18 protein-coding genes are annotated in these 23,141 nt (G+C 71.7%); 13 read left to right on the forward strand and 5 right to left on the reverse strand.

Features of this window, described 5'->3' with window-relative positions; translation table 11 throughout:
- The first annotated feature begins 148 nt into the window (after positions 1-148).
- Together ACFY30_RS05605 and ACFY30_RS05610 are read left to right on the forward strand one after the other, a co-directional pair.
- Complete coding sequence (locus ACFY30_RS05605; RefSeq protein ID WP_390843863.1) at positions 149-568, forward strand: DUF6278 family protein; 420 nt, start codon at positions 149-151, stop codon at positions 566-568.
- 134 nt (positions 569-702) lie between these two features.
- Positions 703-1,446 (forward strand): amino acid ABC transporter ATP-binding protein, encoded by a 744-nt coding sequence (locus tag ACFY30_RS05610; protein WP_390843864.1) that lies wholly within the window; start codon positions 703-705, stop codon positions 1,444-1,446.
- A gap of 161 nt (positions 1,447-1,607) precedes the next feature.
- On the opposite strand, the gene ACFY30_RS05615 is transcribed toward ACFY30_RS05610, so the two are convergent.
- Together ACFY30_RS05615 and ACFY30_RS05620 are read right to left on the reverse strand one after the other, a co-directional pair.
- Entirely contained in the window at positions 1,608-3,161 is a 1,554-nt protein-coding gene (locus tag ACFY30_RS05615; RefSeq protein ID WP_390844192.1) for an alpha/beta fold hydrolase, read from the reverse strand.
- Between the two features lie 97 nt (positions 3,162-3,258).
- The gene (locus ACFY30_RS05620) at positions 3,259-4,005 is read right to left on the reverse strand and encodes a hypothetical protein (protein WP_390843865.1); all 747 of its coding nucleotides are present in this window, start codon (positions 4,003-4,005) and stop codon (positions 3,259-3,261) included.
- 143 nt (positions 4,006-4,148) lie between these two features.
- Here ACFY30_RS05620 and ggt point away from each other — a divergent pair, with 143 nt between their 5' ends.
- Positions 4,149-5,960 (forward strand): gamma-glutamyltransferase, encoded by a 1,812-nt coding sequence (gene ggt / locus ACFY30_RS05625; RefSeq protein ID WP_390843866.1) that lies wholly within the window; start codon positions 4,149-4,151, stop codon positions 5,958-5,960.
- Positions 5,961-5,982: 22 nt separating this feature from the next.
- Here the strand turns inward: ggt and ACFY30_RS05630 are convergent, their stop codons facing one another.
- Both ACFY30_RS05630 and map read right to left on the reverse strand, forming a co-directional pair.
- Positions 5,983-8,526: an ATP-dependent Clp protease ATP-binding subunit gene (locus ACFY30_RS05630; RefSeq protein WP_390843867.1), complete on the reverse strand. Its 2,544-nt coding sequence runs from the start codon at positions 8,524-8,526 to the stop codon at positions 5,983-5,985.
- 209 nt (positions 8,527-8,735) lie between these two features.
- Positions 8,736-9,503 carry a type I methionyl aminopeptidase gene (gene map / locus ACFY30_RS05635; protein ID WP_390843868.1) on the reverse strand — a complete coding sequence of 256 codons (768 nt, stop codon included), beginning with the start codon at positions 9,501-9,503 and terminating at the stop codon, positions 8,736-8,738.
- A gap of 32 nt (positions 9,504-9,535) precedes the next feature.
- Here map and ACFY30_RS05640 point away from each other — a divergent pair, with 32 nt between their 5' ends.
- From ACFY30_RS05640 to ACFY30_RS05680, 9 genes are all read left to right on the forward strand, one after another.
- Positions 9,536-9,787 carry a helix-turn-helix domain-containing protein gene (locus ACFY30_RS05640; RefSeq protein WP_390843869.1) on the forward strand — a complete coding sequence of 84 codons (252 nt, stop codon included), beginning with the start codon at positions 9,536-9,538 and terminating at the stop codon, positions 9,785-9,787.
- A gap of 157 nt (positions 9,788-9,944) precedes the next feature.
- On the forward strand, positions 9,945-11,663 hold the full coding sequence (locus tag ACFY30_RS05645) for a hypothetical protein (protein WP_390843870.1): 1,719 nt from the start codon (positions 9,945-9,947) through the stop codon (positions 11,661-11,663).
- 182 nt (positions 11,664-11,845) lie between these two features.
- Positions 11,846-12,688: a nitrilase-related carbon-nitrogen hydrolase gene (locus ACFY30_RS05650; RefSeq protein ID WP_390843871.1), complete on the forward strand. Its 843-nt coding sequence runs from the start codon at positions 11,846-11,848 to the stop codon at positions 12,686-12,688.
- Positions 12,685-13,968, forward strand: coding sequence for an aspartate aminotransferase family protein (locus tag ACFY30_RS05655; protein WP_390843872.1), 1,284 nt, complete (start codon positions 12,685-12,687; stop codon positions 13,966-13,968). The genes ACFY30_RS05650 and ACFY30_RS05655 overlap by 4 nt, the downstream gene beginning before the upstream one ends.
- Before the next feature lie 43 nt (positions 13,969-14,011).
- Positions 14,012-15,598 (forward strand): PucR family transcriptional regulator, encoded by a 1,587-nt coding sequence (locus ACFY30_RS05660; RefSeq protein ID WP_390843874.1) that lies wholly within the window; start codon positions 14,012-14,014, stop codon positions 15,596-15,598.
- Between the two features lie 182 nt (positions 15,599-15,780).
- A complete protein-coding gene (locus ACFY30_RS05665) occupies positions 15,781-16,623 on the forward strand; it encodes a nitrilase-related carbon-nitrogen hydrolase (RefSeq protein WP_390843875.1) in 843 nt (280 codons plus the stop codon).
- A 139-nt stretch (positions 16,624-16,762) separates the two neighbouring features.
- Positions 16,763-18,166: a dihydropyrimidinase gene (hydA, locus tag ACFY30_RS05670; protein WP_390843876.1), complete on the forward strand. Its 1,404-nt coding sequence runs from the start codon at positions 16,763-16,765 to the stop codon at positions 18,164-18,166.
- Between the two features lie 11 nt (positions 18,167-18,177).
- Positions 18,178-19,197, forward strand: coding sequence for a TIGR03842 family LLM class F420-dependent oxidoreductase (locus ACFY30_RS05675; protein WP_390843877.1), 1,020 nt, complete (start codon positions 18,178-18,180; stop codon positions 19,195-19,197).
- 175 nt (positions 19,198-19,372) lie between these two features.
- Positions 19,373-20,902, forward strand: a complete 1,530-nt coding sequence (locus tag ACFY30_RS05680; protein WP_390843878.1) for an NCS1 family nucleobase:cation symporter-1 — start codon at positions 19,373-19,375, stop codon at positions 20,900-20,902.
- A gap of 64 nt (positions 20,903-20,966) precedes the next feature.
- On the opposite strand, the gene ACFY30_RS05685 is transcribed toward ACFY30_RS05680, so the two are convergent.
- Complete coding sequence (locus tag ACFY30_RS05685) at positions 20,967-21,629, reverse strand: hypothetical protein (RefSeq protein WP_390843879.1); 663 nt, start codon at positions 21,627-21,629, stop codon at positions 20,967-20,969.
- A gap of 211 nt (positions 21,630-21,840) precedes the next feature.
- Here ACFY30_RS05685 and ACFY30_RS05690 point away from each other — a divergent pair, with 211 nt between their 5' ends.
- Positions 21,841-23,106: a DUF3533 domain-containing protein gene (locus ACFY30_RS05690; RefSeq protein ID WP_390843880.1), complete on the forward strand. Its 1,266-nt coding sequence runs from the start codon at positions 21,841-21,843 to the stop codon at positions 23,104-23,106.
- The last annotated feature ends 35 nt before the right edge of the window (positions 23,107-23,141 follow it).

Here is a 23,141-nt window from a genome sequence, read left to right on the forward strand (position 1 = left end):
TACACCGGCGGCCAACAGCGCCTCGCGACGCTAGGGACCGGCCGCGTGCCGGTCAACGCGCCATGCCCGCCCGGGCCGCGAATTCGACCGTACGCACGCGCCAGCGCGCCTGTGGTGCGTACGTCGGTGCGAATGACACGCTGGACGTATGAACATCCCTTTCCTGGGCAACAGGCGCAAGAAGCACGGTGAAGCGGTGCCGGCCGTGGACGCCGAGGGGGTGGCCGAACTCCTCTCCGAATGCGAGCTGCTGCGCTCCCTGGCGGCCCGGGAGGGGATCCGACTCGACGACACCGGCGCCTCGTTGGAGGCGCTGGACCAGCTCGTGCCGCGCTGGCGCGACGACGAGGAGATCCTGCCGTGGCTCGGCAACGACGCCGGGCTCTATCTGGGCACGGTCATCGTGCGGACCGTGCCCGGCGCCGCGTGGGACTTCTGGCCGGGCGGGCAGCCCGTCGTCCGGCTGGCGTCGGGGCGGGAGTTCGACGTCGTGACGGCCGGCCACGAGTGGGCGGCGAACGGGGTTCCCGAACTGTCCCAGCTGTACGGTGAGGTGGCCGAGGTCTGAGCCCCGCACGCGTCCGGCATAAGCGCGGCGTAAATACGGCTAATGCCCGACGGGTGCGTGTCGTGTCATGGGGCCGGGCGGCGCTGGATAGTTTGCGGCAACCACGACACAGCTGAGAGTGAGTAGGGCTGCGGATGGCCGTCGATCCATTGATCGAGCTGCGAGACGTCAACAAGTACTTCGGTGACCTGCATGTGCTGCAGGACATCAACCTCTCCGTCGGCAGGGGGGAGGTGGTCGTGGTCATCGGCCCCTCGGGGTCGGGGAAGTCGACGCTGTGCAGGGCGATCAACCGGCTGGAGACCATCCAGTCCGGCGAGATCCTGCTGGACGGCAAGGCCCTGCCGGCGGAGGGCAAGGCGCTGGCCCGGCTGCGGGCCGACGTCGGCATGGTCTTCCAGTCGTTCAATCTCTTCGCGCACAAGACGGTGCTCGAGAACGTGATACTCGGCCAGGTCAAGGTCCGCAGGACCGACAAGAAGCAGGCCGAGGAGAAGGCCCGCGCCCTCCTCGACCGGGTCGGCGTAGCCGATCAGGCCGACAAGTACCCCGCCCAGCTCTCCGGCGGTCAGCAGCAGCGCGTGGCGATCGCCCGCGCCCTCGCCATGGAGCCCAAGGCGATGCTGTTCGACGAGCCCACCTCCGCCCTCGACCCGGAGATGATCAACGAGGTCCTGGAGGTCATGCGGCAGCTCGCCCGGGACGGCATGACCATGATCGTCGTCACCCATGAGATGGGCTTCGCCCGGTCGGCCGCCAACCGCGTGGTGTTCATGGCCGACGGCCGCATCGTCGAGGACCGCACCCCGGACGAGTTCTTCACCAGCCCGCGCAGCGACCGGGCCAAGGACTTTCTGTCCAAGATTCTCAAGCACTGAAGGGGGCGACTAGGATGGGCCGTTCATCCCCCGAAACCGGGATCGCGACCGCCGCCGCGGCAGAACCGGGGACACTGCCAGGTGGTGGGGGACCCTCCGCGGCAACCCGGCCGTAGGGGGCGGCAGTCACAGAGCCCTGCCCGGCCGGCGCCGGCCGGAGATCACTGCTCGCGCAGCGGGAGCGACACGTACGACGGGTCGTTCACCGGCGAGGAGAAGGTCAGCCGCGCGCCGGACGGGTTGTGCTCGACGTAGAGCGGGTCGACCGTGTCGACCACCAGGGCGAGCCGATGCCCTGCCGGGACGTCGTAGGCCGTCGAGAACAGTTCCAGGTCGAGACCGAACGGCTTCCCTGGCGTACGCCCGTGGAAGGTGTACGGCGCGTGGGAGACCAGCTTGCCGAGGCCGAGCGGCCCCACGTCGTAGAGGTGGGCGACGAGGGTGCCGCTCTCCTCGGTGGGGGTGACCGTGGTGTGCAGCTTCGTGGTTCCGCGCACCTGCCGGGCCGTGGCGTACTTCTCCGACTGCCAGACGGCGGCCCAGTACCGGGGGAGCAGCGGGATCGAGGCGACGGGCGGTGTCCGGGCGATCTGGTCGAGGATGCTGGAGAGGAACACGATCCCGCCGTCGGCGCCCGAGTCGACGTTGGTGTGGATCGTGGTCGTGCCGGCGAGGGCGAGCTTCGTGCGGGCCGCGCCCACCGACTTCCAGTCCGGGTAGCCCTCGTAGCCGCCCGTGGAACGGGACTTGAGCTGCACCGGCTGCTCGCGGTCGATGCCGTTGTCCACGCCCTTGAGATAGTGGTCCATCCAGCGCCGGGTGTCGCTCCACACGTCGTTGGGCAGGCCGAACAGGCCGGTGATCTCGGCGGTCGCGTGGTCCCCGGGGCGGAACTCCAGGCGCTTGGGGCCGGTCAGCCTCTCGTAGAAGGCGGCGGACTGGTTCGGCGGGAAGATGGTGTCGCCCCAGGCGCCCGCGAGCATGACGGCCGTGCCGTTCTTGTCGAACCGGTCCAGGAAGCTCGCGGGGGAACGTTTCTTCCCCCAGGCCACGATGTCCTTCTCCTTGGACAGGTCGGAGGAGTAGAAGGCGGAGAACACCTCCCGGGACTCGGTGCTCTGCCGCCCGGCGACGGTTCCCACGGTGTCGAGGAAGGCGGCGGCCTGGAGGTGCTGGGTGCGGCCGGAGTAGATCGAGTCGATCAGGTCGCCCCAGCCGCTGAGCGAGGCCACGGCCTTGACGCGCGGGTCGTGCGCGGCGGCCAGCAGGCTGATGCCGGCGCCGTAGGAGACACCCGCCATGCCGATGTGCCGTGCGTCCGAGGGAGTGTGGACGAGCGCCCAGTCGACGACCCTGGCCGCGTCGGCCACGTCGCGTGGTCCGGCCACGTCGATCTCCCCGCCGGACTGCCAGAAGCCGCGCACGTTGTAACTGAGCACGACATAGCCGTCGTCGGCGAGCCTGCGCGCCTGGGCGAGGTACTCGACCTGCGGGAAGCCCCAGCTGGTGGGGAGCACGATCAGCGGATAGCGGCGGGTGCCGTCGGCGCCGGCGGGGGTGACCACGTTGGCCTTGAGCACCGTGCCGCCGTCCCCGGCGATGTCGACGTACCGGATGCCGCCCGTGGCGGCCTGCGCGGCGGGGGCGAGGCCGAGGACGCCGCCCGCGACCAGGGAGGCGGAGACGGCGCCGACGGCGGTCGTGCGCAGGGCCATGCGGTGAGGTCGTCCCACGGGTCACTCCTCGACGTGCGTCCAGCAAAGTGACCCGACGGTAACCGGCGCTTCTTACCGGAAGTAACCCGCCGGTAAGTTACGTGGCAGTAACGATTGTTGTGTCGGGCAGGGGTGCCTGGGCCGCCCGCGTCACGTCCGCGACCAGCTCGACGACATCGGGGCCGTACGCCTGGGAGTTGATCACCTTCAGGAGCAGGACGAAGGAGCCGTTGCCGTGCTTGCGGGCCAGCCGCTCGTGGTTGCGGACGAGGTAGCGGGTGGCGGCCTGGTTGTTGATGGCGCGCTGGCCGCAGAACAGGAACACCGGCCGCGCCTCACGCCGTTGACTCGCGGTGAGCCGGGCCAGCAGGACGTACTCGGTGACGCCCGCCTCCATGCGGTAGTGCTCGCCGCCGATCTGGAACGCCAGCCGGTCCGGCCCCGGTTCCCGGTCGGTGTTGACGCGCACCCCGGGCAGCATGGCGCTGATGTGGGCCGCCATGCGCCGGTTCGACCCCGGGCCGCCGACGCAGAACTCCGTCCGCTCGCCGAAACCCTGCCGGGCCGCGTCCTGGGTCACCACCTCCGCGCCCGCTCCGCAGTCCTTGATGAGCGCGGCCAGTTCCAGAAGGGCGAACACGTCGTGGCGGTGCACCGCGAGATCCGGGCTGCCCGCGTCGCGGTTGACGACGAGCAGGCACTCCGAGTTCTGGGGCAGCCCGAAGAAAGCCTGCTTGCGCCGGAGTCTGCGCCGCCACAGGTAGGTGCGGGCCACCCAGCCGAGGGCGGCGCTGAGGCCGGTCGCGACGACCCCCAGGACGATGTTGCGCACGTCGTCGTTCATGGGCGCGCATGCTAGCGGGCCGACACGACCTTTACGTACCCGTGTTCGAGGTGTGGCAGACGTATGACAGTGCCCGGAAGGAGGCTGTCGGGGCCCTGTGAATGTGGTTACGCTGCGCGGACGTTCCCGGACTGGAGGTATGGATGCGTCGCCCTGTCGCGCGGAAACTGTCGGTCCTGGTGGTCTCGGCCGCCGTGGTCACGGTGGGGGCGGCAGCGCCACCTACCGCACAGAGAACGGCCGTTGAGAAGGTCCCGGTCGCCGTCGGCTACGGCGGTGCCGTCGCGAGCGTCGACGCGGACGCGTCCGCCGCCGGTATCGAGGTGCTGAGGAAGGGCGGCAACGCCGTCGACGCGGCCGTCGCCACCGCCGCCGCCCTCGGTGTCACCGAGCCCTACTCCTCCGGCATCGGCGGGGGCGGCTACTTCGTCTACTACGACGCCCGATCCCGTTCCGTGCACACCATCGACGGCCGGGAGACCGCGCCGCTGACCGCGGGCACCGACCTGTTCCTGGAGAACGGCTCCCCGCTCGCCTTCGCCGACGCCGTCAGCAGCGGCCTGGGCGTCGGCACCCCGGGCACCCCCGCCACCTGGGCGACCGCGCTGGACAAGTGGGGCAGCAGAAAACTCGGCACGGTCCTCCGGCCCGCCGAGCGCATCGCCCGCGAGGGCTTCACCGTCGACGGCACCTTCCGCTCCCAGACCGCGGCCAACGAGACCCGCTTCCGCTACTTCCCGGACACGGCGAAGCTGTTCCTGCCCGGCGGACAACTCCCCGTCGTCGGCTCGACGTTCAAGAACCCCGACCTCGCCGAGACCTACGGGGAACTGGGCCGCAAGGGCGTCGCCGCGCTCTACCGGGGCGACCTCGGCGAGGACATCGTCGACACGGTCAACAGGCCGCCCGTGGACCCCGCCTCCGGCTGGAAGGCGCGCCCCGGCAAGCTGTCCGCCAAGGACCTCGCCGCCTACCGCGCCAAGCTCCAGGCGCCCACGAGGACGACGTACCGCGGTCTCGGCGTCTACTCCATCGCGCCCTCGTCCTCCGGCGGCACGACCGTCGGCGAGGCCCTCAACATCCTCGAGAAGACGGACCTGTCCAAGGCGAGCGAGGTGCAGTACCTGCACCACTTCATCGAGGCGAGCCGGATCGCCTTCGCCGACCGGGGACGCTGGGTCGGCGACCCCGCCTTCGAGGACGTACCGACGAAGGAACTGCTGTCGCAGAAGTACGCCGACTCGCGCGCCTGCCTCATCAAGGACGACGCGGTGCTCACCAGCCCGGTGGCGCCCGGCGACCCGCGCCACCCGGCCGCCTGCGCCGGCGGCGGCACGGCGGCGCCCACCACCTACGAGGGCGAGAACACCACGCATCTGACGGTGGCCGACAAGTGGGGGAACGTCGTCTCCTACACGCTCACCATCGAGCAGACCGGCGGCAGCGGCATCACCGTCCCCGGCCGGGGCTTCATCCTCAACAACGAGCTGACGGACTTCTCCTTCGCCCCGGCCAACCCGGCGGTGCACGACCCGAACCTGCCCGGCCCGGGCAAGCGGCCGCGGTCCTCGATCTCGCCCACGATCGTCCTCGACCGGCACGACCGGCCGGTGGTGGCGCTCGGCTCGCCCGGCGGCGCGACCATCATCACGACCGTGCTGCAGACCCTCACCGAGTTCCTCGACCGGGGCCTGCCACTGGTCGACGCGATCGCCGCGCCGCGCGCCAGCCAGCGCAACGCGGCCCAGACCGAACTGGAACCCGCCCTCTACGACGACACCGGCGCCGGCAGCCTGCGGTCCCGGCTGGAGGCGATCGGGCACTCGTTCAAGCTGAACGCGGAGATCGGCGCGGCGACCGGCGTGCAGCGGCTGCCGGACGGGAAGTGGCTGGCCGCCGCCGAGACCGTACGGCGCGGCGGCGGCTCCGCACAGGTCGTCCGCCCGGCCTCATAGCCGCGGCCCCACGGCACCGGCGTCAGAGTTCGGCGGTGGGGACGGGCGGCTGCGTACGGAACGCCAGCCGCCCCTCCTCGACCTCCACCCGCACCCGGTCCCCGTCCTTGACCCGGCCGTCCAGCAGGAGCCTGGACAACTGGTTGTCGACCTCGCGCTGGATGGTGCGGCGCAACGGGCGGGCGCCGTACTCGGGCTGGTAGCCGCGCTCGGCGAGCCAGTCGACCGCCTCGGCCGCGAACTCGACGCCGATGCCCTGCGCGTGCAGCAGCCGCCGTGTCTTCTCCAGCAGCAGGTCGGTGATCCGCCGCAGTTGATCACCCGTCAGCTGGTGGAAGACGACGATCTCGTCGATGCGGTTGAGGAACTCGGGCCGGAAGTGCTCCCGCAGCGGGCGCAGGATCCGCTCGCGCCGCGCCTCCTCGGCCGCGTCCGCGCCGCCCGGCCCGAAGCCGATGCCGGTGCCGCGCCTGCTGATCGCCTCCGAACCCAGGTTGCTGGTCATCACGATCACCGCGTTGGTGAAGTCGACCGTACGGCCCTGGGAGTCGGTCAGCCGCCCGTCGTCCAGGACCTGGAGCAGGATGTTGAAGACGTCCGGGTGGGCCTTCTCCACCTCGTCGAGCAGCAGCAGCGAGTACGGGTGCCGGCGCACCACCTCGGTGAGCTGCCCGGCCTCCTCGTGGCCCACGTACCCGGGCGGGGCGCCCACCAGCCGGCTGACGGTGTGCCGCTCCTGGTACTCGCTCATGTCCAGCCGGACCATGCGTTCCTCGCTGCCGAACAGGATCTCGGCGAGCGCCCGGGCGAGCTCCGTCTTGCCGACCCCGGTCGGGCCGAGGAAGAGGAAGCTGCCGATCGGCCGGTCCGGGCTCGACAGCCCGGCGCGCGACCGCAGCACCGCGTCCGAGACGACCCGTACGGCCTCCTCCTGGCCCACGACCCGCTCGTGCAGATGCTCCTCCAGGCCCAGCAGCCGGTCCTTCTCCTCCTGGGTCAGGCTCGCGACCGGGATGCCGGTCTGCCGGGACACCACCTCGGCGACGGCCTCCGCGGTGACCTCCAGATCCATGCCCTCGTCGGCGGCCTCCTCCCCGGTCTCGTCCGCGATGCGCTGCTTCAGCTCGACGATGCGGTCCCGCAACTGCGTGGCCTGCTCGTACTGCTCGTCGGCGACCGCCTGGTCCTTGTCCCGGGAGAGCTGCTCGACCTCGCGCTCCATGGCGCGTACGTCCGTGCCCTTCGTGCGGGCGCCCAGCCGCACCCGGGCTCCGGCCTGGTCGATCAGGTCGATCGCCTTGTCCGGCAGCCGGCGGTCGGTGAGATAGCGGTCCGACAGCTCCACGGCCGCCACCAGCGCCTCGTCGGTGTAGCGGACCTGGTGGTGGGCCTCGTAGCGGTCGCTCAGCCCGCGCAGGATCTCGATCGCGTCCGCGACGGACGGCTCGGGCACCAGGATCGGCTGGAAGCGGCGGGCGAGCGCCGCGTCCTTCTCGATCCGCCGGAACTCCTCCAGCGTCGTCGCCCCCACGATGTGCAGCTCGCCCCGGGCCAGCGCCGGCTTGAGGATGTTGCCCGCGTCCATCGAGCCGCCCTCACCGCCCCCGCCCGCGCCGACGACCGTGTGCAGCTCGTCGATGAAGACGATCAGCTGGTCGGAGTGGGCGCGGATCTCGCCGACGATGGTGTTCAGGCGCTCCTCGAAGTCGCCGCGGTAGCGGGTGCCCGCGACCACCCCGGTCAGGTCCAGGGCGACCACCCTGCGGCCGTCGAGCACGTCCGGCACGTCACCGTCCGCGATGCGCTGCGCCAGCCCTTCCACGATGGCGGTCTTGCCGACGCCCGCGTCACCGATCAGCACCGGGTTGTTCTTGCCGCGCCGGGACAGCACCTCGATGGTCTGCTCGATCTCGTCCTCCCGCCCGATCACCGGGTCGATGCGGCCCTGCCGGGCGAGCTCGGTGAGATCGCGGCCGTACTTGTCCAGGGTGGGCGTGCCGGTGGGCCGCTGCCGCTCCGGGTGGGCCTGGGTCGTCTCCGGGGCCTCCGGAGGCAGTCCCGCCGGGGCGAACCGGGCCGCGTTGAGGATGTGGCCGGCCGCGGAGTCCGGGTTGGCGGCGAGGGCGCTGAGCACGTGCTCCGGGCCGATGTATCCCGCGCCCCGGGAGCGGGCCAGCTCGTGCGCGTCCAGCAGGGCGCGCTTGGCGGCCGGGGTCAGGGACAGCGAGGTCGGCGGGGGCGCCTCGCCCGGCGAGTGCTGGACCGGGCCCGACCGCTTGTCGATCTCCGTCGCCAGGGAGTCGGGATCCGCGCCGGCCCGGCTGAGCAGACTGCGGGTCGGCTCCGCCGAGAGGGCCGCGCGCAGCAGGTGCTCGGTGTCCAGGTCGCGGCTGCCGTGCTCGGCGGCGTACTGGGCCGCGCCCCGGACCAGCTCCCGGGCGGGCTGGCTGAGGAGCTGTCCGATGTTGATCTGGCGGGGGCCGGGGCGGGGCCCGCCGAAGAAGCGGGCCAGGAACTCACCGAAGGGGTCGCCGTAGCCCTCCGGGCTGGTGTAGCCGCTGGTCATGGCGTTCCGATCGATCGACGTGCGTATGCCGGTGCCGACGGGTGCCCTGTCCGTGCCGGGCTACACCACGATTGCACGTTCGCCGGGGGGCGGCACGTCCTGCGGGACACGGCCGGACGGCGGCGGGGGCGGGCCGTTCGCGGCCGGCCGCGAACGGGCGGCGGAGCGGGGGCGTCACCGCCCGGCCGGCACCCCTCGGGCGCCCCGGCTCACCGTTCGGTGAGGATGCGCGGCCCGTCCTCCGTGATCGCGACGGTGTGCTCGACGTGGGCCGCCCGCGAACCGTCGTTCGTCTTCAGGGTCCAGCCGTCCGGGGCCGCGTGGTAGTCGTCCCTGCCGCTCGCGATCAGCATCGGCTCGATCGCGAGGACCATGCCGGGGCGCAGGCGCATGCCGCGACCGGGACGGCCCTCGTTGGGGACCGGGGGGTCCTCGTGCATGTGACGGCCCACGCCGTGGCCGCCGAAGCCGTCGGGGACGCCGTAGCCGCCCGCGCGGCAGACCGCGCCGACCGCGTGGGCAATGTCGCCGACGCGGTTGCCGGCGACCGCCGCTCCGATGCCCGCCGCCAGGGCGCTCTCCGCCGTCTCGATCAGCCGGACGTCGGCCGCCCGGGGCCGGCCGACGGTGAAACTGATCGCGGAGTCGCCGGCCCAACCGCCCAGCTGGGCGCCGCAGTCGATGGAGACCAGGTCTCCGTCACGCAGGCGGTAGCGGGTGGGGATGCCGTGCACGATCGCGTCGTTCACCGAGGCGCAGACGACCGCCGGGAACGCGGTCGGCGCGAAGGCCGGCCGGTAGCCGAGGAACGGCGAGTCGGCGCCGGCCTCCCGCAGCACGTTCCGCGCCACCTCGTCCAGTTCCAGCAGGGAGACGCCCACCCCGGCTGCCTCGCGCACCGCGGTCAGGGCGCGTGCGACGACCTGGCCGGCTTCGTACATGGCGTCGATCGACGCCTTCGTCTTCAGTTCCACCATGCCAATTACTATACCGGTATTAGAATGACGGCATGGTGCGCACCCCGTTGACCCCACAAGAGCGCGAGCGCGGCGAGCGGCTCGGCCGGCTGCTCCGCGAGGCACGCGGCGGCCGGAGCATGACCGAGGTCGCGGCGAGCGCGGGCATCTCCGCCGAGACCCTCCGCAAGATCGAGACCGGCCGGGCCCCGACCCCGGCGTTCTTCACCGTCGCCGCGCTCGCCGGAGCGCTCGGCCTGTCCATGGACGAGCTGGCCGGGCGGTGTGCTCCGGTCGGCGTGTGAGGCGCTCGCGACGGCCTTCGGGGGGCGGTGGGCGCTTTCCGGTCAAGATCGGGCGGGACGCCTGCCGCGCCCCCTTTGAAAACTCTTCGTAGCCCGGCTGTAACACGGCTGGTGTTCTCTACGGACCGGAGTGTTCCGGTCGGGCGGGAGTTGGGCGATGGGCTTGGATCAACTCCCGGGCCGGGTGCGGGAGTTCGCGAACCACCTGAACGGGCTGCTGGCGCGCCTCGACCAGGGCGCCGGATGGTGCGCGGTGTTCTGGCAGCGCGATCCCGACGGTATGCACGCCTGTCTCGACGGGCGTGAGGTGCCGCCCTGGGACGTCGTGGAGGCCCTGCTCCAGGACCTCGCCGCCGAGTACGGCACCCCGGCCGCCGCCCAGGAGGCGGAGCGCGTACGGTCCCTGCACGCCGCCGCGCTCGCCGCGTACGACGCCCGCCCCGGCGGCCGTGACGCCCTCGGCGACCGCCTCGACGTCATGCTCCGCGAGCAGCGCTACGCCGCCGAGCGCCAGGCCGAACTCGGGCGCCTGCTCGCCGGCGCGGCCACCCCCGAGGACGCCGAGGCCATCCGCCTCGACCTCGCCTGGGCCCACGACGACCATGAACGCGCCGTCGCCCGCTGCGCCGAACTTCGCTACCGGATGGCCGAGTTGGACCGGCGAACGGCGGAGGGGCAGATCGGCGCCGCCCCTCCGGCCCACCGGACCGCCCCTCAGACACCCACCGCCCCCGCGTACGGAACCTCCCCGACGTACGCGGACGGAACCGAGGGCGGCCCGGGTGGTTCTGGCCACGACACCTGGGCAGGAGCCGAGCCGGGCGGTCCCGCCCGGCGTACGGGGGGAGGCCCCGGCCGGGGAGGTCCCGCCTACGGCACCGGGCCGGGGTCCGGCCCGGACGGCCCCGCCCACGGCACGGGGAGAGGGGCCGAGCCGGGCGGTCCCGCCCGGGACACGGGGGCAGGCTCCGGCCGGGGAGGTCCTGCCTACGGCCCCGGCTCCACCGCTCACCCGGACCCCGCCTCCACACCCGCTCCCGGCGGCGCCCCCGCCCCCCTGGAGCCTCCCGCCCCCGAGCCGGAAGGCGCTCCGACCCTCGCCGAGGGCACGTCGGCCGCGCCCGGCAAGACCCCCCTCCCCAAGCAGCGCAAGCGCCGTCGGGGTGGTGCGCGGTTCGCCGGGATGGCCGAGGAGGACGACGCCCCCGTCGTCGTACCCCCCGCCGCCGGGCCGGCGCTGCCCGCGCCCGCTCCCGCCACCCGGCGCACCCTCCGCGGCGCACGGTTCGCGGGGGCCGCCGACCGGGCGGAGCGGCGGCCCCATCCGCAGCGGGAGCCCCTGGACGCCGAGGCCCGGCAGGAGACGGTCCGGGCGGTGGAACGGCTGGTGGCGCTGCGCGCGGAGGGCCGCAGCGGCGAAGCGCACGCGCTGCTCGTCGAGCTGGCGTACTGGCCGGCCGCACGCATCCCGCTGCTCGCCGCCGAGTTGCAGCGCGCCGGGCTGAGCGCCGACTGGACCACCCTGCTCTGGGAGGCGGCCTCCCTGCCCGCCGACCGGCTGGTGGAGGCGGCGGACGCCCTGGTCGCCGTGGGGCGTACGGCCGACGGCGAGCAGATCCTGCGGCAGGGAGTCGCCCGCCCGGCCGAGGAGATCGGACAGGCCGTCCTGGGGCTGGCGGAGGAGGGCCGCCGCCGGGAGGTCCGCGCCCTGCTCGACGCCTACGTCCGCGTCCGCACCCCCGAGGAGGCGGCCCGCAGCGCCGCGCCCGACCCGCAGACCCTCGTCCCGCTCCTGCTGGAGTCCGCCCGGAGAGTCTCGGAGCAGCGCCACTGGGACCTGGTCCACGCCCTGCGGGTGGCCGGCTTCACCACCTGACCGGGGCCGCGTCCCGGTAGGCCGTACGCCCCGCGACTCCCCCACGAGAGTGTGAAACGCGATCGACTCCGCGGGTTAACGACGATGGTCTTGGCAAGCCCCTCCCGGAGGCTTACGTTCGTCCCTCTACGACCATCGTCTACGGGCGTAGAGGCTCTGACGTCCCGTCGAAGGAGCAGCTCATGACCGAGGTCGTACGCGCCGCACTGGTCCAGGCCACCTGGACCGGCGACACCGAGTCCATGGTGGGGAAACACGAGGAGCACGCCCGCGAGGCGGCCCGGCAGGGCGCCCGGGTGATCGGTTTCCAGGAGGTGTTCAACGCCCCGTACTTCTGCCAGGTCCAGGAGCCCGAGCACTACCGCTGGGCCGAGCCGGTGCCGGACGGGCCGACCGTGCGTCGTATGCAGGAGCTCGCGCGCGAGACGGGCATGGTGATCGTCGTCCCGGTCTTCGAGGTCGAGCAGTCGGGCTTCTACTACAACACCGCCGCCGTGATCGACGCCGACGGCTCCTATCTCGGCAAGTACCGCAAGCACCACATCCCGCAGGTCAAGGGCTTCTGGGAGAAGTACTACTTCAAGCCGGGCAACCTCGGCTGGCCCGTCTTCGACACCGCCGTCGGCAGGGTCGGCGTCTACATCTGCTACGACCGACACTTCCCGGAGGGCTGGCGGCAGCTCGGACTCAACGGCGCCCAGCTCGTCTACAACCCCTCCGCCACCCACCGCGGCCTGTCCTCCCACCTGTGGCGCCTCGAGCAGCCGGCCGCGGCCGTCGCCAACGAGTACTTCGTCGCGGCGATCAACCGTGTGGGAGTCGAGGAGTACGGGGACAACGACTTCTACGGGACGTCGTACTTCGTCGACCCGCGAGGGCAGTTCGTGGGCGAGGTCGCGAGTGACCGGAGCGAGGAACTCGTCGTCCGCGACCTCGATTTCGACCTGATCGACCGGGTGCGGCAGCAGTGGGCCTTCTACCGCGACCGCCGCCCCGACGCCTACGAAGGGCTGGTGCAGCCGTGAGCGACCTGTACGCGCGTCACCGAGGCGTCCTGCCGGACTGGCTCGCGCTCTACTACGAGGAGCCGCTGGAGATCACCCACGGGGAGGGACGGTACGTCTGGGGCGCCGACGGCACCAGGTACCTCGACTTCTTCGGCGGCATCCTGACGACGATGACCGCCCACGCCCTGCCCGAGGTGACCAAGGCCGTCACCGAGCAGGCCGGCCGGATCGTCCACTCCTCCACCCTGTACCTCAACCGGCCGATGGTCGAACTCGCCGAGCGGGTCGCCCAGCTGAGCGGCATCCCGGACGCCCGCGTCTTCTTCACCACCTCGGGCACCGAGGCCAACGACACCGCCCTGCTGCTCGCCACGACGTACCGGCGCAGCAACACGATCCTGGCGATGCGCAACAGCTACCACGGCCGTTCCTTCAGCGCGGTCGGCATCACCGGCAACCGCGGCTGGTCACCGACCTCGCTGTCCCCGCTGCAGACGCTGTACGTGCACGGCGGGGTGCGCGGCCGCGGCCCGTTCGCCGGGCTCGGCGACGAGGAGTTCATCGCGGCCTGCGTCGACGACCTCAAGGACCTCCTCGGCCACACCCGCCCGCCCGCCGCGCTGATCGCCGAGCCCGTCCAGGGCGTCGGCGGCTTCACCTCGCCCCCGGACGGCCTCTACGCGGCCTTCCGGGACGTGCTGCACGAGCGGGGCATCCTGTGGATCGCCGACGAGGTGCAGACCGGCTGGGGACGCACCGGCGACCACTTCTGGGGCTGGCAGGCGCACGGCCGCAGCGGCCCGCCGGACATCGTCACCTTCGCCAAGGGCATCGGCAACGGCGCCTCCATCGGCGGGGTGATCGCCCGCGCCGAGATCATGAACTGCCTGGACGCCAACAGCATCTCCACCTTCGGCGGCACCCAGCTCACCATGGCGGCCGGCCTCGCCAACCTCACCTACCTCCTGGAGCACGACCTCCAGGGCAACGCCCGGCGGGTCGGCGGCCTGCTCATCGAGCGGCTGCGGTCCGTGGCCGCCCAGGACCCGGGCGTACGGGAGGTGCGCGGCCGCGGACTGATGATCGGCGTCGAGCTGACGAAGCCCGGCACCGACCGGGCCGACCCGGAGCGGGCGTCCGCCGTGCTGGAGGCCGCCCGGGCGGGCGGCCTGCTGATCGGCAAGGGCGGCGGGCACGACACCAGCGCCCTGCGCATCGCCCCGCCGCTGTCCCTGACCGTCGCGGAGGCCGAGGAGGGCGCCGCGATCCTCGAAAGCGCGCTGAGCAGCACGCGGTAACAGCACCGGCCCGGGCCGGACGGTTGAGCAAGGGAACACCGCCATGACCACCACCTCGGAGACCTGGGGCCCCGTCGAGCCCCTGGAACCCGCCCTGTCGGTCCGTCAGGTCCTGTCCCTGGAACGCGTCCTGGCCGGTGACCCCGAGGTGGTGGCCGGGGCGGACCGGCTCGACCGGCCGGTGCGCTGGGTGCACGTCGCCGAGGCCGCCGACGTCGGCGTGATGCTCAGGGGCGGCGAGATGGTCCTCACCACGGGCGTGCTGCTCGCCGGAGACGAGGGCGCGCAGGCCGAGTACATCCGGTCCCTGCACCGGGCCGAGGCCGCCGCCGTGGTCCTCGGCCTGGGGCGCGCCTTCCCCGCCCCGCCGGACGTGATGCGGCGCGCCGCCGAGCGGTGCGGACTGCCCATGGTGGTGCTGCACCGGCCCTTCCCGTTCGCCGAGCTGACCGAGGAGGTGCAGTCCCGGCTCGTACGCCGCAAGTTCGCCGCCGTCAGCCTCTCCGAGGCCGTCCGCACCGCCCTGACGGGGCTGATCACCGCCGGGGCCCCGCTGCAGCGGCTGCTCGACGAGGTCGCCCACCACACCGGCTGCCCCGTCGTCGTCACCAACCTCGCCCACCGGGTGCTGGCCACGGCGGGGGAGCGGTCGGCGGTCGACGACGTGCTGCGGGACTGGGAGCGCATCGCCCGGCAGGCCGGCGGCACCGAGGGAGACGGCTGGATCCGCGCCGAACTGGGCGGTCGCGGCGAGCGGTGGGGACAGATCATGCTGTGCGGCTACCGGGGCGACACCGCCGGCGGGCGGCTGCTCGCCGACCGGGCCGCCGAGGCCCTCGTCCTGCACCGCATGCTCGGCGGCACCTCCGCCCACACCTGGGAGGAGCAGTCCGCGCAGAGCCTGCTGACGGACCTGGTCTCCGGTGTCGTACCGGCGCGGCAGCTGCTGCCGCGGGCCCGCGCGGCCGGACTTCCCGTCAACCGGCGCACCTTCGTCCCGCTGGTCGTACGGGACGGCGATCCCGCCCATCTCGACCGGATGCTCCGGCTGCTGGGGCTGCCCGGCCTGGTCGCGGAACTCGCCGACGGGGCCACCGCCGTGCTGCTGAGCCTCGCCCGCGACCAGGACGCCGAGGCGCTCGCCGCGCACTTCGCGGCCCGGCTGCGCACCGAGTCCGGGGAACCCGCCACGGTCGTCGCCTCGGCCGGTCCGCGCACCGGCTGGGACGACGTCCCGGCCGGGCTGCGCGAGGCCCAGCACGTCGCCGACGCCGTCGCCGACTCCTCGGCCGCCCTCGACCTCCCGCCCGTCGTCCGTCTCAGGGACGTCCATCTGCGCGGCCTGATACGGCTGCTGCGGGACGACCCGCACGTGCAGTCCTTCGCCGAGCGGGAACTGGACGGGCTGCTGTGCGGCACGGCCGCCGACGATCTGCTCGCCGTGCTGCGCACCTATCTGGCCACCGGCCGCAACAAGTCCCGCACCGCGCAGCTCCACCATGTCTCCCGGCCGGCCCTGTACCGCCGGCTGGAGGCCATACAGGCACGGCTGGGAGTGGACCTGGACGACTTCGAACAGGCCGCCTCGGTGCACATCGCGCTGCTCGCGCACGACGCGCAACAGGCGTGACCGAAGGGGCCTGCGCAACAGCCCGGAAACAAGCAACGACCTGCGAAAACGGCGGTGAAACATGGGTCGGCGAAGACGTGACACGGTGGCACGCCGCGCCCGCGCAGACGTGACACGCTGCAACTCAAAGCCCGCTCGCGGACTTCCTAGGCTCCTCGCACACCGAGCGACCGGAGGTCCCGATGAGCAGAGTGATCCGCGCCGCCGTCTTCCAGACGGCCTGGACCGGCGACAAGGAATCGATGATCCAGGTACACGAGCAGGCGGTCCGCGACGCGGCCGCGCAGGGTGCTCAGGTCCTGTGCTTCCAGGAGCTGTTCTACGGACCGTACTTCTGCCAGGTCCAGGACCCGCAGTTCTACGAGTACGCCGAGCGGATCCCGGACGGCCCGATCGTCCGGCGCTTCCAGGCGCTCGCCCGCGAACTGGGCATCGTCCTGGTGCTGCCGATGTACGAGGAGGAGCAGCCGGGCGTCCTCTACAACACGGCCGCCGTGATCGACGCCGACGGCTCCTACCTCGGCAAGTACCGCAAGCACCACATCCCGCAGGTCAAGGGCTTCTGGGAGAAGTTCTACTTCCGCCCCGGGAACGTGGGATGGCCGGTCTTCGACACCGCCGTGGGGAAGATCGGCGTCTACATCTGCTACGACCGTCACTTCCCCGAGGGCTGGCGGGCACTGGGTCTGGAGGGCGCCGAGATCGTCTTCAACCCCTCGGCGACCTCGCGCGGACTGTCCGCCTACCTGTGGCAGCTGGAGCAGCCGGCGGCGGCGGTCGCCAACGAGTACTTCGTCGGCGCGATCAACCGGGTCGGCACCGAGGAACTCGGCGACAACGACTTCTACGGGACCTCGTACTTCGTGGACCCCGAGGCCCAGTTCGTCGGCGAGGTGGCCAGCGACAAGGAGAGCGAACTCGTCGTCCGCGACCTGGACCTGGCCAAGCTGCGCGAGGTCCGCGACCGCTGGCAGTTCTACCGGGACCGCCGCCCCGAGGCGTACGGCCCGCTGACGGCTCCCTGACCTCATGGCTCCCCGCGCGGCCGAGGAAGGGCACAGCCCTTCCAGGGGCGCGGGGCAGCGTCCGTTCGCGGCTCCGCCGCGGGGCGCGGCCCGCCATCGACGACCCGCACCTTCCCGATCGCCGTTCTGGAGTTGGAGTATGAGCAGCCGGAAAATCATCCGCGGCGGTCTCGTCATCACCGCGTCCGACGAGATCCACGCCGACGTCCTGATCGAGGACGGCCGTATCGCCGCCCTCGCCGCCTCCGGCACCCCGGCCGCCGAGGCCTGGACGGCCGAGCAGGTCATCGACGCCACCGGGAAGTACGTGATCCCGGGCGGGGTCGACGCCCACACCCACATGGAGCTGCCGTTCGGCGGCACCTTCGCCTCCGACACCTTCGAGACCGGCACCCGGGCCGCCGCCTGGGGCGGGACGACGACCATCGTCGACTTCGCGGTGCAGAGCGTGGGCCACAGCCTGCGCGAGGGCCTGGACGCCTGGCACGCCAAGGCCGAGGGCACCTGCGCGATCGACTACGGCTTCCACATGATCGTCTCCGACGTGAACCAGGACACCCTCAAGGAGATGGACCTGCTGGTCGAGGAGGGCGTCACCTCCTTCAAGCAGTTCATGGCCTACCCCGGGGTCTTCTACTCGGACGACGGCCAGATCCTGCGCGCCATGCAGCGCTCCGCCGACAACGGCGGCCTGATCATGATGCACGCGGAGAACGGCATCGCCATCGACGTGCTGGTGGAGCAGGCGCTGGCCCGCGGGGAGACCGATCCGAGGTATCACGGGGAGGTCCGCAAGGCGCTGCTGGAGGCCGAGGCCACCCACCGCGCCATCAAGCTCGCGCAGGTCGCGGGCGCCCCCCTCTACGTCGTGCACGTCTCGGCGATGGAGGCGGTCGCCGAACTGGCCAGGGCACGCGACGAGGGCCTGAACGTCTTCGGCGAGACCTGCCCGCAGTACCTGTTCCTGTCGACCGACAACCTCGCCGAGCCGGACTTCGAGGGCGCGAAGTACGTGTGCTCCACGCCCCTGCGGCCCAAGGAGCACCAGGCCAAGCTGTGGCAGGGCCTGCGGACGAACGATCTGCAGGTCGTCTCCACCGACCACTGCCCGTTCTGCTTCGTCGGCCAGAAGGAGCTCGGCCGGGGCGACTTCTCCAAGATCCCCAACGGGCTGCCGGGCGTGGAGAACCGGATGGACCTGCTCCACCAGGCCGTCGTCGAGGGGCGCATCTCGCGCCGCCGCTGGATCGAGATCGCCTGTGCCACCCCGGCCCGGATGTTCGGCATGTACCCGAAGAAGGGGACCATCACCCCGGGCGCCGACGCCGACGTCGTCATCTACGACCCGCACGCCGAGCAGACCGTCTCCGCCGAGACGCACCACATGAACGTCGACTACTCGGCGTACGAGGGCAAGCGTCTCACCGGCCGCGTCGAGACGGTCCTGTCGCGCGGCGAACCCGTCATCACCGAGCGGGAGTACACCGGACGCGCGGGTCACGGCGTCTACACCCCGCGCTCCACCTGTCAGTACCTCAACTAGGAAGGGCGCACATGGACTTCGGACTCGTCCTGCAGACCGACCCGCCGGCCTCGAAGGTCGTCGAGCTGATGAAGCGCGCGGAGGGCAACGGCTTCACCTACGGCTGGACCTTCGACTCCGCCGTGCTCTGGCAGGAACCGTTCGTGATCTACAGCCAGATCCTGGCGAACACCAGCACGCTGACCGTGGGGCCGATGGTGACGAACCCGGGCACCCGCACCTGGGAGGTCACCGCCTCCACCTTCGCCACCCTCAACGACATGTTCGGCAACCGCACGGTGTGCGGCATCGGGCGCGGCGACTCCGCGATGCGCGTCGCCGGCCGCACCCCGAACACCCTGGCCCGGATCAGTGCCGCCATGAAGGTCATCCGGGCGCTCGGCTCGGGCCAGGAGGCCGACCTCGGCGGCACGGTCGTCAGGTTCCCCTGGATCAGGGACGACGCCCGGCTGCCGGTCTGGATGGCCGCGTACGGCCCGAAGGCGCTCAAGATGACCGGCGAGGAGGCCGACGGGTTCATCCTCCAGCTCTCCGACCTGTACCTCACCGAGTACATGGTGAAGGCGGTCAAGGACGCGGCCGTCGCCGCCGGCCGTGACCCGTCCGAGGTGAAGGTCTGCGTCGCCGCCCCCGCCTACGTCACCGACGACGACTCCCCCGAGGCGCTCGCCCACGCCCGTGACCAGTGCCGGTGGTTCGGCGGCATGGTCGGCAACCACGTGGCCGACCTGGTGTCCAAGTACGGCGAGCACTCCTCGCAGGTCCCCGAGGAACTCACCGACTACATCAAGGCCCGCGAGGGGTACGACTACTCGCACCACGGCCGCAGCGACAACCCCGACACCGCGTTCGTGCCCGACGAGATCGTCGACCGGTTCTGCGTCATCGGACCGGTCGAGAAGCACATCGAGAAGCTGAACGCCCTGCGTGAGCTGGGCGTCGACCAGTTCGCCGTCTACGACATGCACGACGCGCAGGAGAAGGTCATCGACGCGTACGGCGCGCAGGTGATCCCGGCCGTCAACGGCTGACCCCTCCCCACGGACCGACTCCCCGTCCCCCCACCCCAGTTCTCCCCTCTCCCGCCGTCCCGGGGGAGGGGGGCGGGAGAAGGGAAGGGCAGACACGCCCCCACGCCGCCCCTCCCCGGCCCCGCCGGCCCCCGCACGGCCTTTCCGGATCCGCCCTCGTTTGATTGGCCTGCCCATGACCGACACCGCTCCCACGGCCATACCGCCGACCTCTCAAGTCACCCTCGCCGACGGCCGGGTGGAGATCGCTCCTGGTTCGCCGCTGCCCAGCGGCCCCTTCGCCAACGAGGACCTGCTCCCGGTCCCCGTCGAGAAGCGCACCTGGACCACGTACAACTTCTCCGCGCTGTGGGTCGGCATGGCCCACAACACGGCGTCGTGGACGCTCGCTTCCGGTCTGATCGCCGTCGGCATGGACTGGAAGCAGGCGGTGCTCACCATCGCGCTGGCCAATGTCATCGTGCTGGTCCCGATGCTGCTCACCGGCCACGCGGGCCCGAAGTACGGCATCCCCTTCCCGGTCTTCGCCCGCGCCTCCTTCGGTGTCCGCGGCGCCAACCTGCCGGCCGTCGTACGGGCGTTGGTGGCGTGCGGCTGGTTCGGCATCCAGACCTGGATCGGCGGTGAGGCGATCTACTTCCTCGCCGGGAAACTGATCGGCAACGGCTGGAGCGACGCCGGGAAGATCGGCGGCTACGCCTGGACCATGTGGCTGTCGTTCGCGATCTTCTGGGCGATCCAGGTCGCGATCATCTACCGCGGCATGGAGACGATCCGCCGCTTCGAGAACTGGGCGGCGCCCTTCGTCCTCGTCGGCGCGTTCGTGATGCTGATCTGGATGAGCGACAAGGCCGGCGGGTTCGGCCCGTTGCTCGACCAGCCCTCCAAGCTCGGCTGGGGCGGCGACTTCTGGAAGCTGTTCTGGCCGTCCCTGATGGGCATGATCGGCTTCTGGTCCACGCTGTCGCTGAACATCCCGGACTTCACCCGCTACGGCAAGTCCCAGAAGGCGCAGACATGGGGCCAGGCGCTGGGACTTCCCACCACCATGACGCTGTTCGCGCTGTTGTCCGTGCTGGTCACCTCCGGTTCGCAGGCCGTGTACGGCGAGACGATCTGGGACCCGGTCCAGCTGGCCGCCAAGACGGACAACGTCTTCGGGCTGCTGTTCGCGCTGGTGACCGTGCTGGTGGCGACCCTGTCGGTGAACATCGCGGCCAACATGGTCTCGCCGGCGTTCGACTTCTCCAACATCGCGCCCCGCAGGATCAGTTTCCGGATGGGCGCCCTCGCCACCTGCGTCCTCGGTGTGCTGATCTTCCCGTGGAAGCTGTACTCCGACCCGCAGGGCTACATCTTCACCTGGCTGGGCCTGGTCGGCGGTCTGCTCGGGACGGTCGCCGGCATCCTCATCGCCGACTACTGGATCCTGCGCCGCGGCAGGCTGGACCTGACCGACCTGTACCGCACCGGCGGCCGCTACTGGTACGAGGGCGGCTGGAACTGGCGGGCCGTGGCGGCCTTCCTGGCCGGCGGTGTCCTCGCGGTCGGCGGCGCCAGCTTCAAGCCGATCCTCGACGGGCGGCCCGTCCCGGCGCTCGAACCGCTCGCCGACTACGGCTGGGCGGTCGGCCTCGGCACGTCCACGGTGGTGTACCTGGCTCTGATGCTGCTGCGCGGACGACCGGAGGAACGCGGCGCCTGACGCGTGGCGCGAGCGCGGCCGGGAGGGCGTCCGCCTTCCCGGCCGCGCTGTGTCGCGGAGAGGGTCAGCCGTTCTCCCGCAGCGCGGCCACGGCCTCCTTGGCCGCCTTGATGGCGCCCTTGTTGATCACGTCGGTGCTGGGGGCCTTCTTCGACTCGAAGTCGCTGCCGTTGTAGGTGACGACCACCAGCGCGTTGGCGACCCGGGCGACGACCGTGCCCTCGCGGGTCTGCTGCTTGTCCTCCGTCGTCAGGTTCACCACCGAGTAGCCCTCGTCGCCGAGACCCGGCACCGCGCCGCCGCCGCTCTTCTCCTCCAGGCGCTCCTTGTACGACGTCTGTGCCGCGTCGTCCGACTCCGTGATCTCGAAGGAGATGTCGAGCCAGCGGTAGTCGTACCCCTTGAGCGCGTTCCAGGAGCAGGTGCGGCGCAACTCGGTGTCCGTGGAGGGGATCTCCTTGCCGGCCGTCTTGGCGCCCGGCACCAGCGAGGTGACCGTCTTCGTGGCCACGCTCGTGCACGGCGCGGGCGCGGCGGTGTACGTCTTGGACACGGCGGTCTCGGACGGTCCGGACGTCTTCTCGGACCGGGTCTTGCGGGTGTCCTTGGCCGCGGTGTCCTTCGTGTCGGTGTCCGGACCGGACGTCAGCGCCCAGCCCGCGCAGGCCAGCACGACCACCGGGGTCAGGCGTGCGGTGAGGGCGAGCGGCAGTGGGAGAGAACGCACGGCGCACTTTCGTGGGGGACGGTGCGGACGGGGTCCGCAGTGCGGACAAGGACGCCAGTGTCACACGACTCCCTATGAGGCGGAAGCGAAAACTCGCTGCGTGGCGACGCGGTGACGAAGGGGTGCGCAGGTTCTGACGCATCGTCGGATGTATCGGGCGTACGGTGAGAAAGGGATATGTCTCCCCATAGCCGGTAACTTACGGAGAACCATGCCCGAACCAGCCGCCCCCGAGGCCCGTGCCGTCACCCTGCTGGCCCGCCCCAGGCTGTGGCTGGTACCCGCCGTGCTGACCGGCGTTCTCGCTCTGCTGCTCTCCCTGCTCTACATGGGCGGCATCGTCAGCCCCGACGACGACCTGCGCGACCTGCCCATCGCCCTCGTCGACGGCGACACCGGCGAGCCGCCCGCGGGGCAACGGCAGAACCTCGGTGCCCAGGCCGCCGCGGCCATCGCCGCCGACACCGCCGGCGGCAGGGCCCGGTGGCGCCGGCTCAGCCGCGCCCAGGCCCAGGACCAGCTGGACTCCGGCAAGGTGTACGGCGCGCTCGTCATCCCCGCCGGCTTCACCGACTCCGTCACCGCGCTCACCACGACCCGCGCCACCACACGGCCGACGATCACCACGCTCACCAACCCCGGCAAGGGCAGCCTGGGCTCTTCCCTGGCCAACCGGATCACCACCGACGCGGCCCACCAGGTCTCGCTGACCCTCGGCAAGCGGCTCACGGCGGCCGCCCCCGGCGCCGACTCCACGGCCCGGCTGCTGCTCGCCGACCCCGTGGACGTCGTGACCCGCGTCGGCCACCCCGTCGGCGCCCACAGCGGCCTCGGACTGAGCGCCTTCTACTACACCCTGCTGCTCGTGCTGGCCGGCTTCATGGGCGGCAACGTCATCAGCAACGGCGTGGACACCGCCCTCGGTTACGCCGACAACGAGATCGGCCCCTGGCACACCCGCCGGCCCACCGTGCCGATCGACCGCACCCAGACCCTGCTGCTGAAGATGGTGATGACGGCGGGCATCACGCTCCTCAGCGCCTCCCTGGTGATGGTTTCCTGCGTGGGCGTCCTCGGCATGGACGCCACCCACCTGCCCCTGCTGTGGATCTACTCCTACTGCGCGTCCCTCGCCGTCGGCCTGGGCGTGCAGGCCATCAACGCCGCCTTCGGCGGCATCGGCCAGCTCGTGTCCATGTTCGTGTTCATCGTCCTGGGGCTGCCGTCCTCCGGCGCCACCGTCCCGCTCCAGGCCGTGCCCGGCTTCTACCGCTTCCTGTCCCACTTCGAGCCGATGCGCCAGCTCAGCGACGGAGTCCGCGCCATCCTCTACTTCGACGCGCGCGGCGACGCCGGACTGACCCGCTCCTGGATCATGATCGCGATCGGCGCGGTCCTCGCCCCGCTCTTCGGCTTCGCGATGACGCGCTACTACGACCGCAAGGGCCACAAACGCCTCACACCGCAGCCCGCGTGACGCACGCCCCCCGTGGACAGCCTTCTCGCGACCAG

Origin of the sequence: Streptomyces sp. NPDC000345 (assembly GCF_042898825.1) — a bacterium.
In the GTDB taxonomy this organism is placed as follows: domain Bacteria; phylum Actinomycetota; class Actinomycetes; order Streptomycetales; family Streptomycetaceae; genus Streptomyces.

Bases quoted from the DNA above. Each gene is read 5' to 3' on its own strand.
- ACFY30_RS05605 (WP_390843863.1), top strand. From the start codon at position 149: ATGAACATCCCTTTCCTGGGCAACAGGCGCAAGAAGCACGGTGAAGCG.
- ACFY30_RS05610 (WP_390843864.1), top strand. From the start codon at position 703: ATGGCCGTCGATCCATTGATCGAGCTGCGAGACGTCAACAAGTACTTC.
- ACFY30_RS05615 (WP_390844192.1), bottom strand. From the start codon at position 3,161: ATGGCCCTGCGCACGACCGCCGTCGGCGCCGTCTCCGCCTCCCTGGTC.
- ACFY30_RS05620 (WP_390843865.1), bottom strand. From the start codon at position 4,005: ATGAACGACGACGTGCGCAACATCGTCCTGGGGGTCGTCGCGACCGGC.
- ggt (WP_390843866.1), top strand. From the start codon at position 4,149: ATGCGTCGCCCTGTCGCGCGGAAACTGTCGGTCCTGGTGGTCTCGGCC.
- ACFY30_RS05630 (WP_390843867.1), bottom strand. From the start codon at position 8,526: ATGACCAGCGGCTACACCAGCCCGGAGGGCTACGGCGACCCCTTCGGT.
- map (WP_390843868.1), bottom strand. From the start codon at position 9,503: ATGGTGGAACTGAAGACGAAGGCGTCGATCGACGCCATGTACGAAGCC.
- ACFY30_RS05640 (WP_390843869.1), top strand. From the start codon at position 9,536: ATGGTGCGCACCCCGTTGACCCCACAAGAGCGCGAGCGCGGCGAGCGG.
- ACFY30_RS05645 (WP_390843870.1), top strand. From the start codon at position 9,945: ATGGGCTTGGATCAACTCCCGGGCCGGGTGCGGGAGTTCGCGAACCAC.
- ACFY30_RS05650 (WP_390843871.1), top strand. From the start codon at position 11,846: ATGACCGAGGTCGTACGCGCCGCACTGGTCCAGGCCACCTGGACCGGC.
- ACFY30_RS05660 (WP_390843874.1), top strand. From the start codon at position 14,012: ATGACCACCACCTCGGAGACCTGGGGCCCCGTCGAGCCCCTGGAACCC.
- ACFY30_RS05665 (WP_390843875.1), top strand. From the start codon at position 15,781: ATGAGCAGAGTGATCCGCGCCGCCGTCTTCCAGACGGCCTGGACCGGC.
- hydA (WP_390843876.1), top strand. From the start codon at position 16,763: ATGAGCAGCCGGAAAATCATCCGCGGCGGTCTCGTCATCACCGCGTCC.
- ACFY30_RS05675 (WP_390843877.1), top strand. From the start codon at position 18,178: ATGGACTTCGGACTCGTCCTGCAGACCGACCCGCCGGCCTCGAAGGTC.
- ACFY30_RS05680 (WP_390843878.1), top strand. From the start codon at position 19,373: ATGACCGACACCGCTCCCACGGCCATACCGCCGACCTCTCAAGTCACC.
- ACFY30_RS05690 (WP_390843880.1), top strand. From the start codon at position 21,841: ATGCCCGAACCAGCCGCCCCCGAGGCCCGTGCCGTCACCCTGCTGGCC.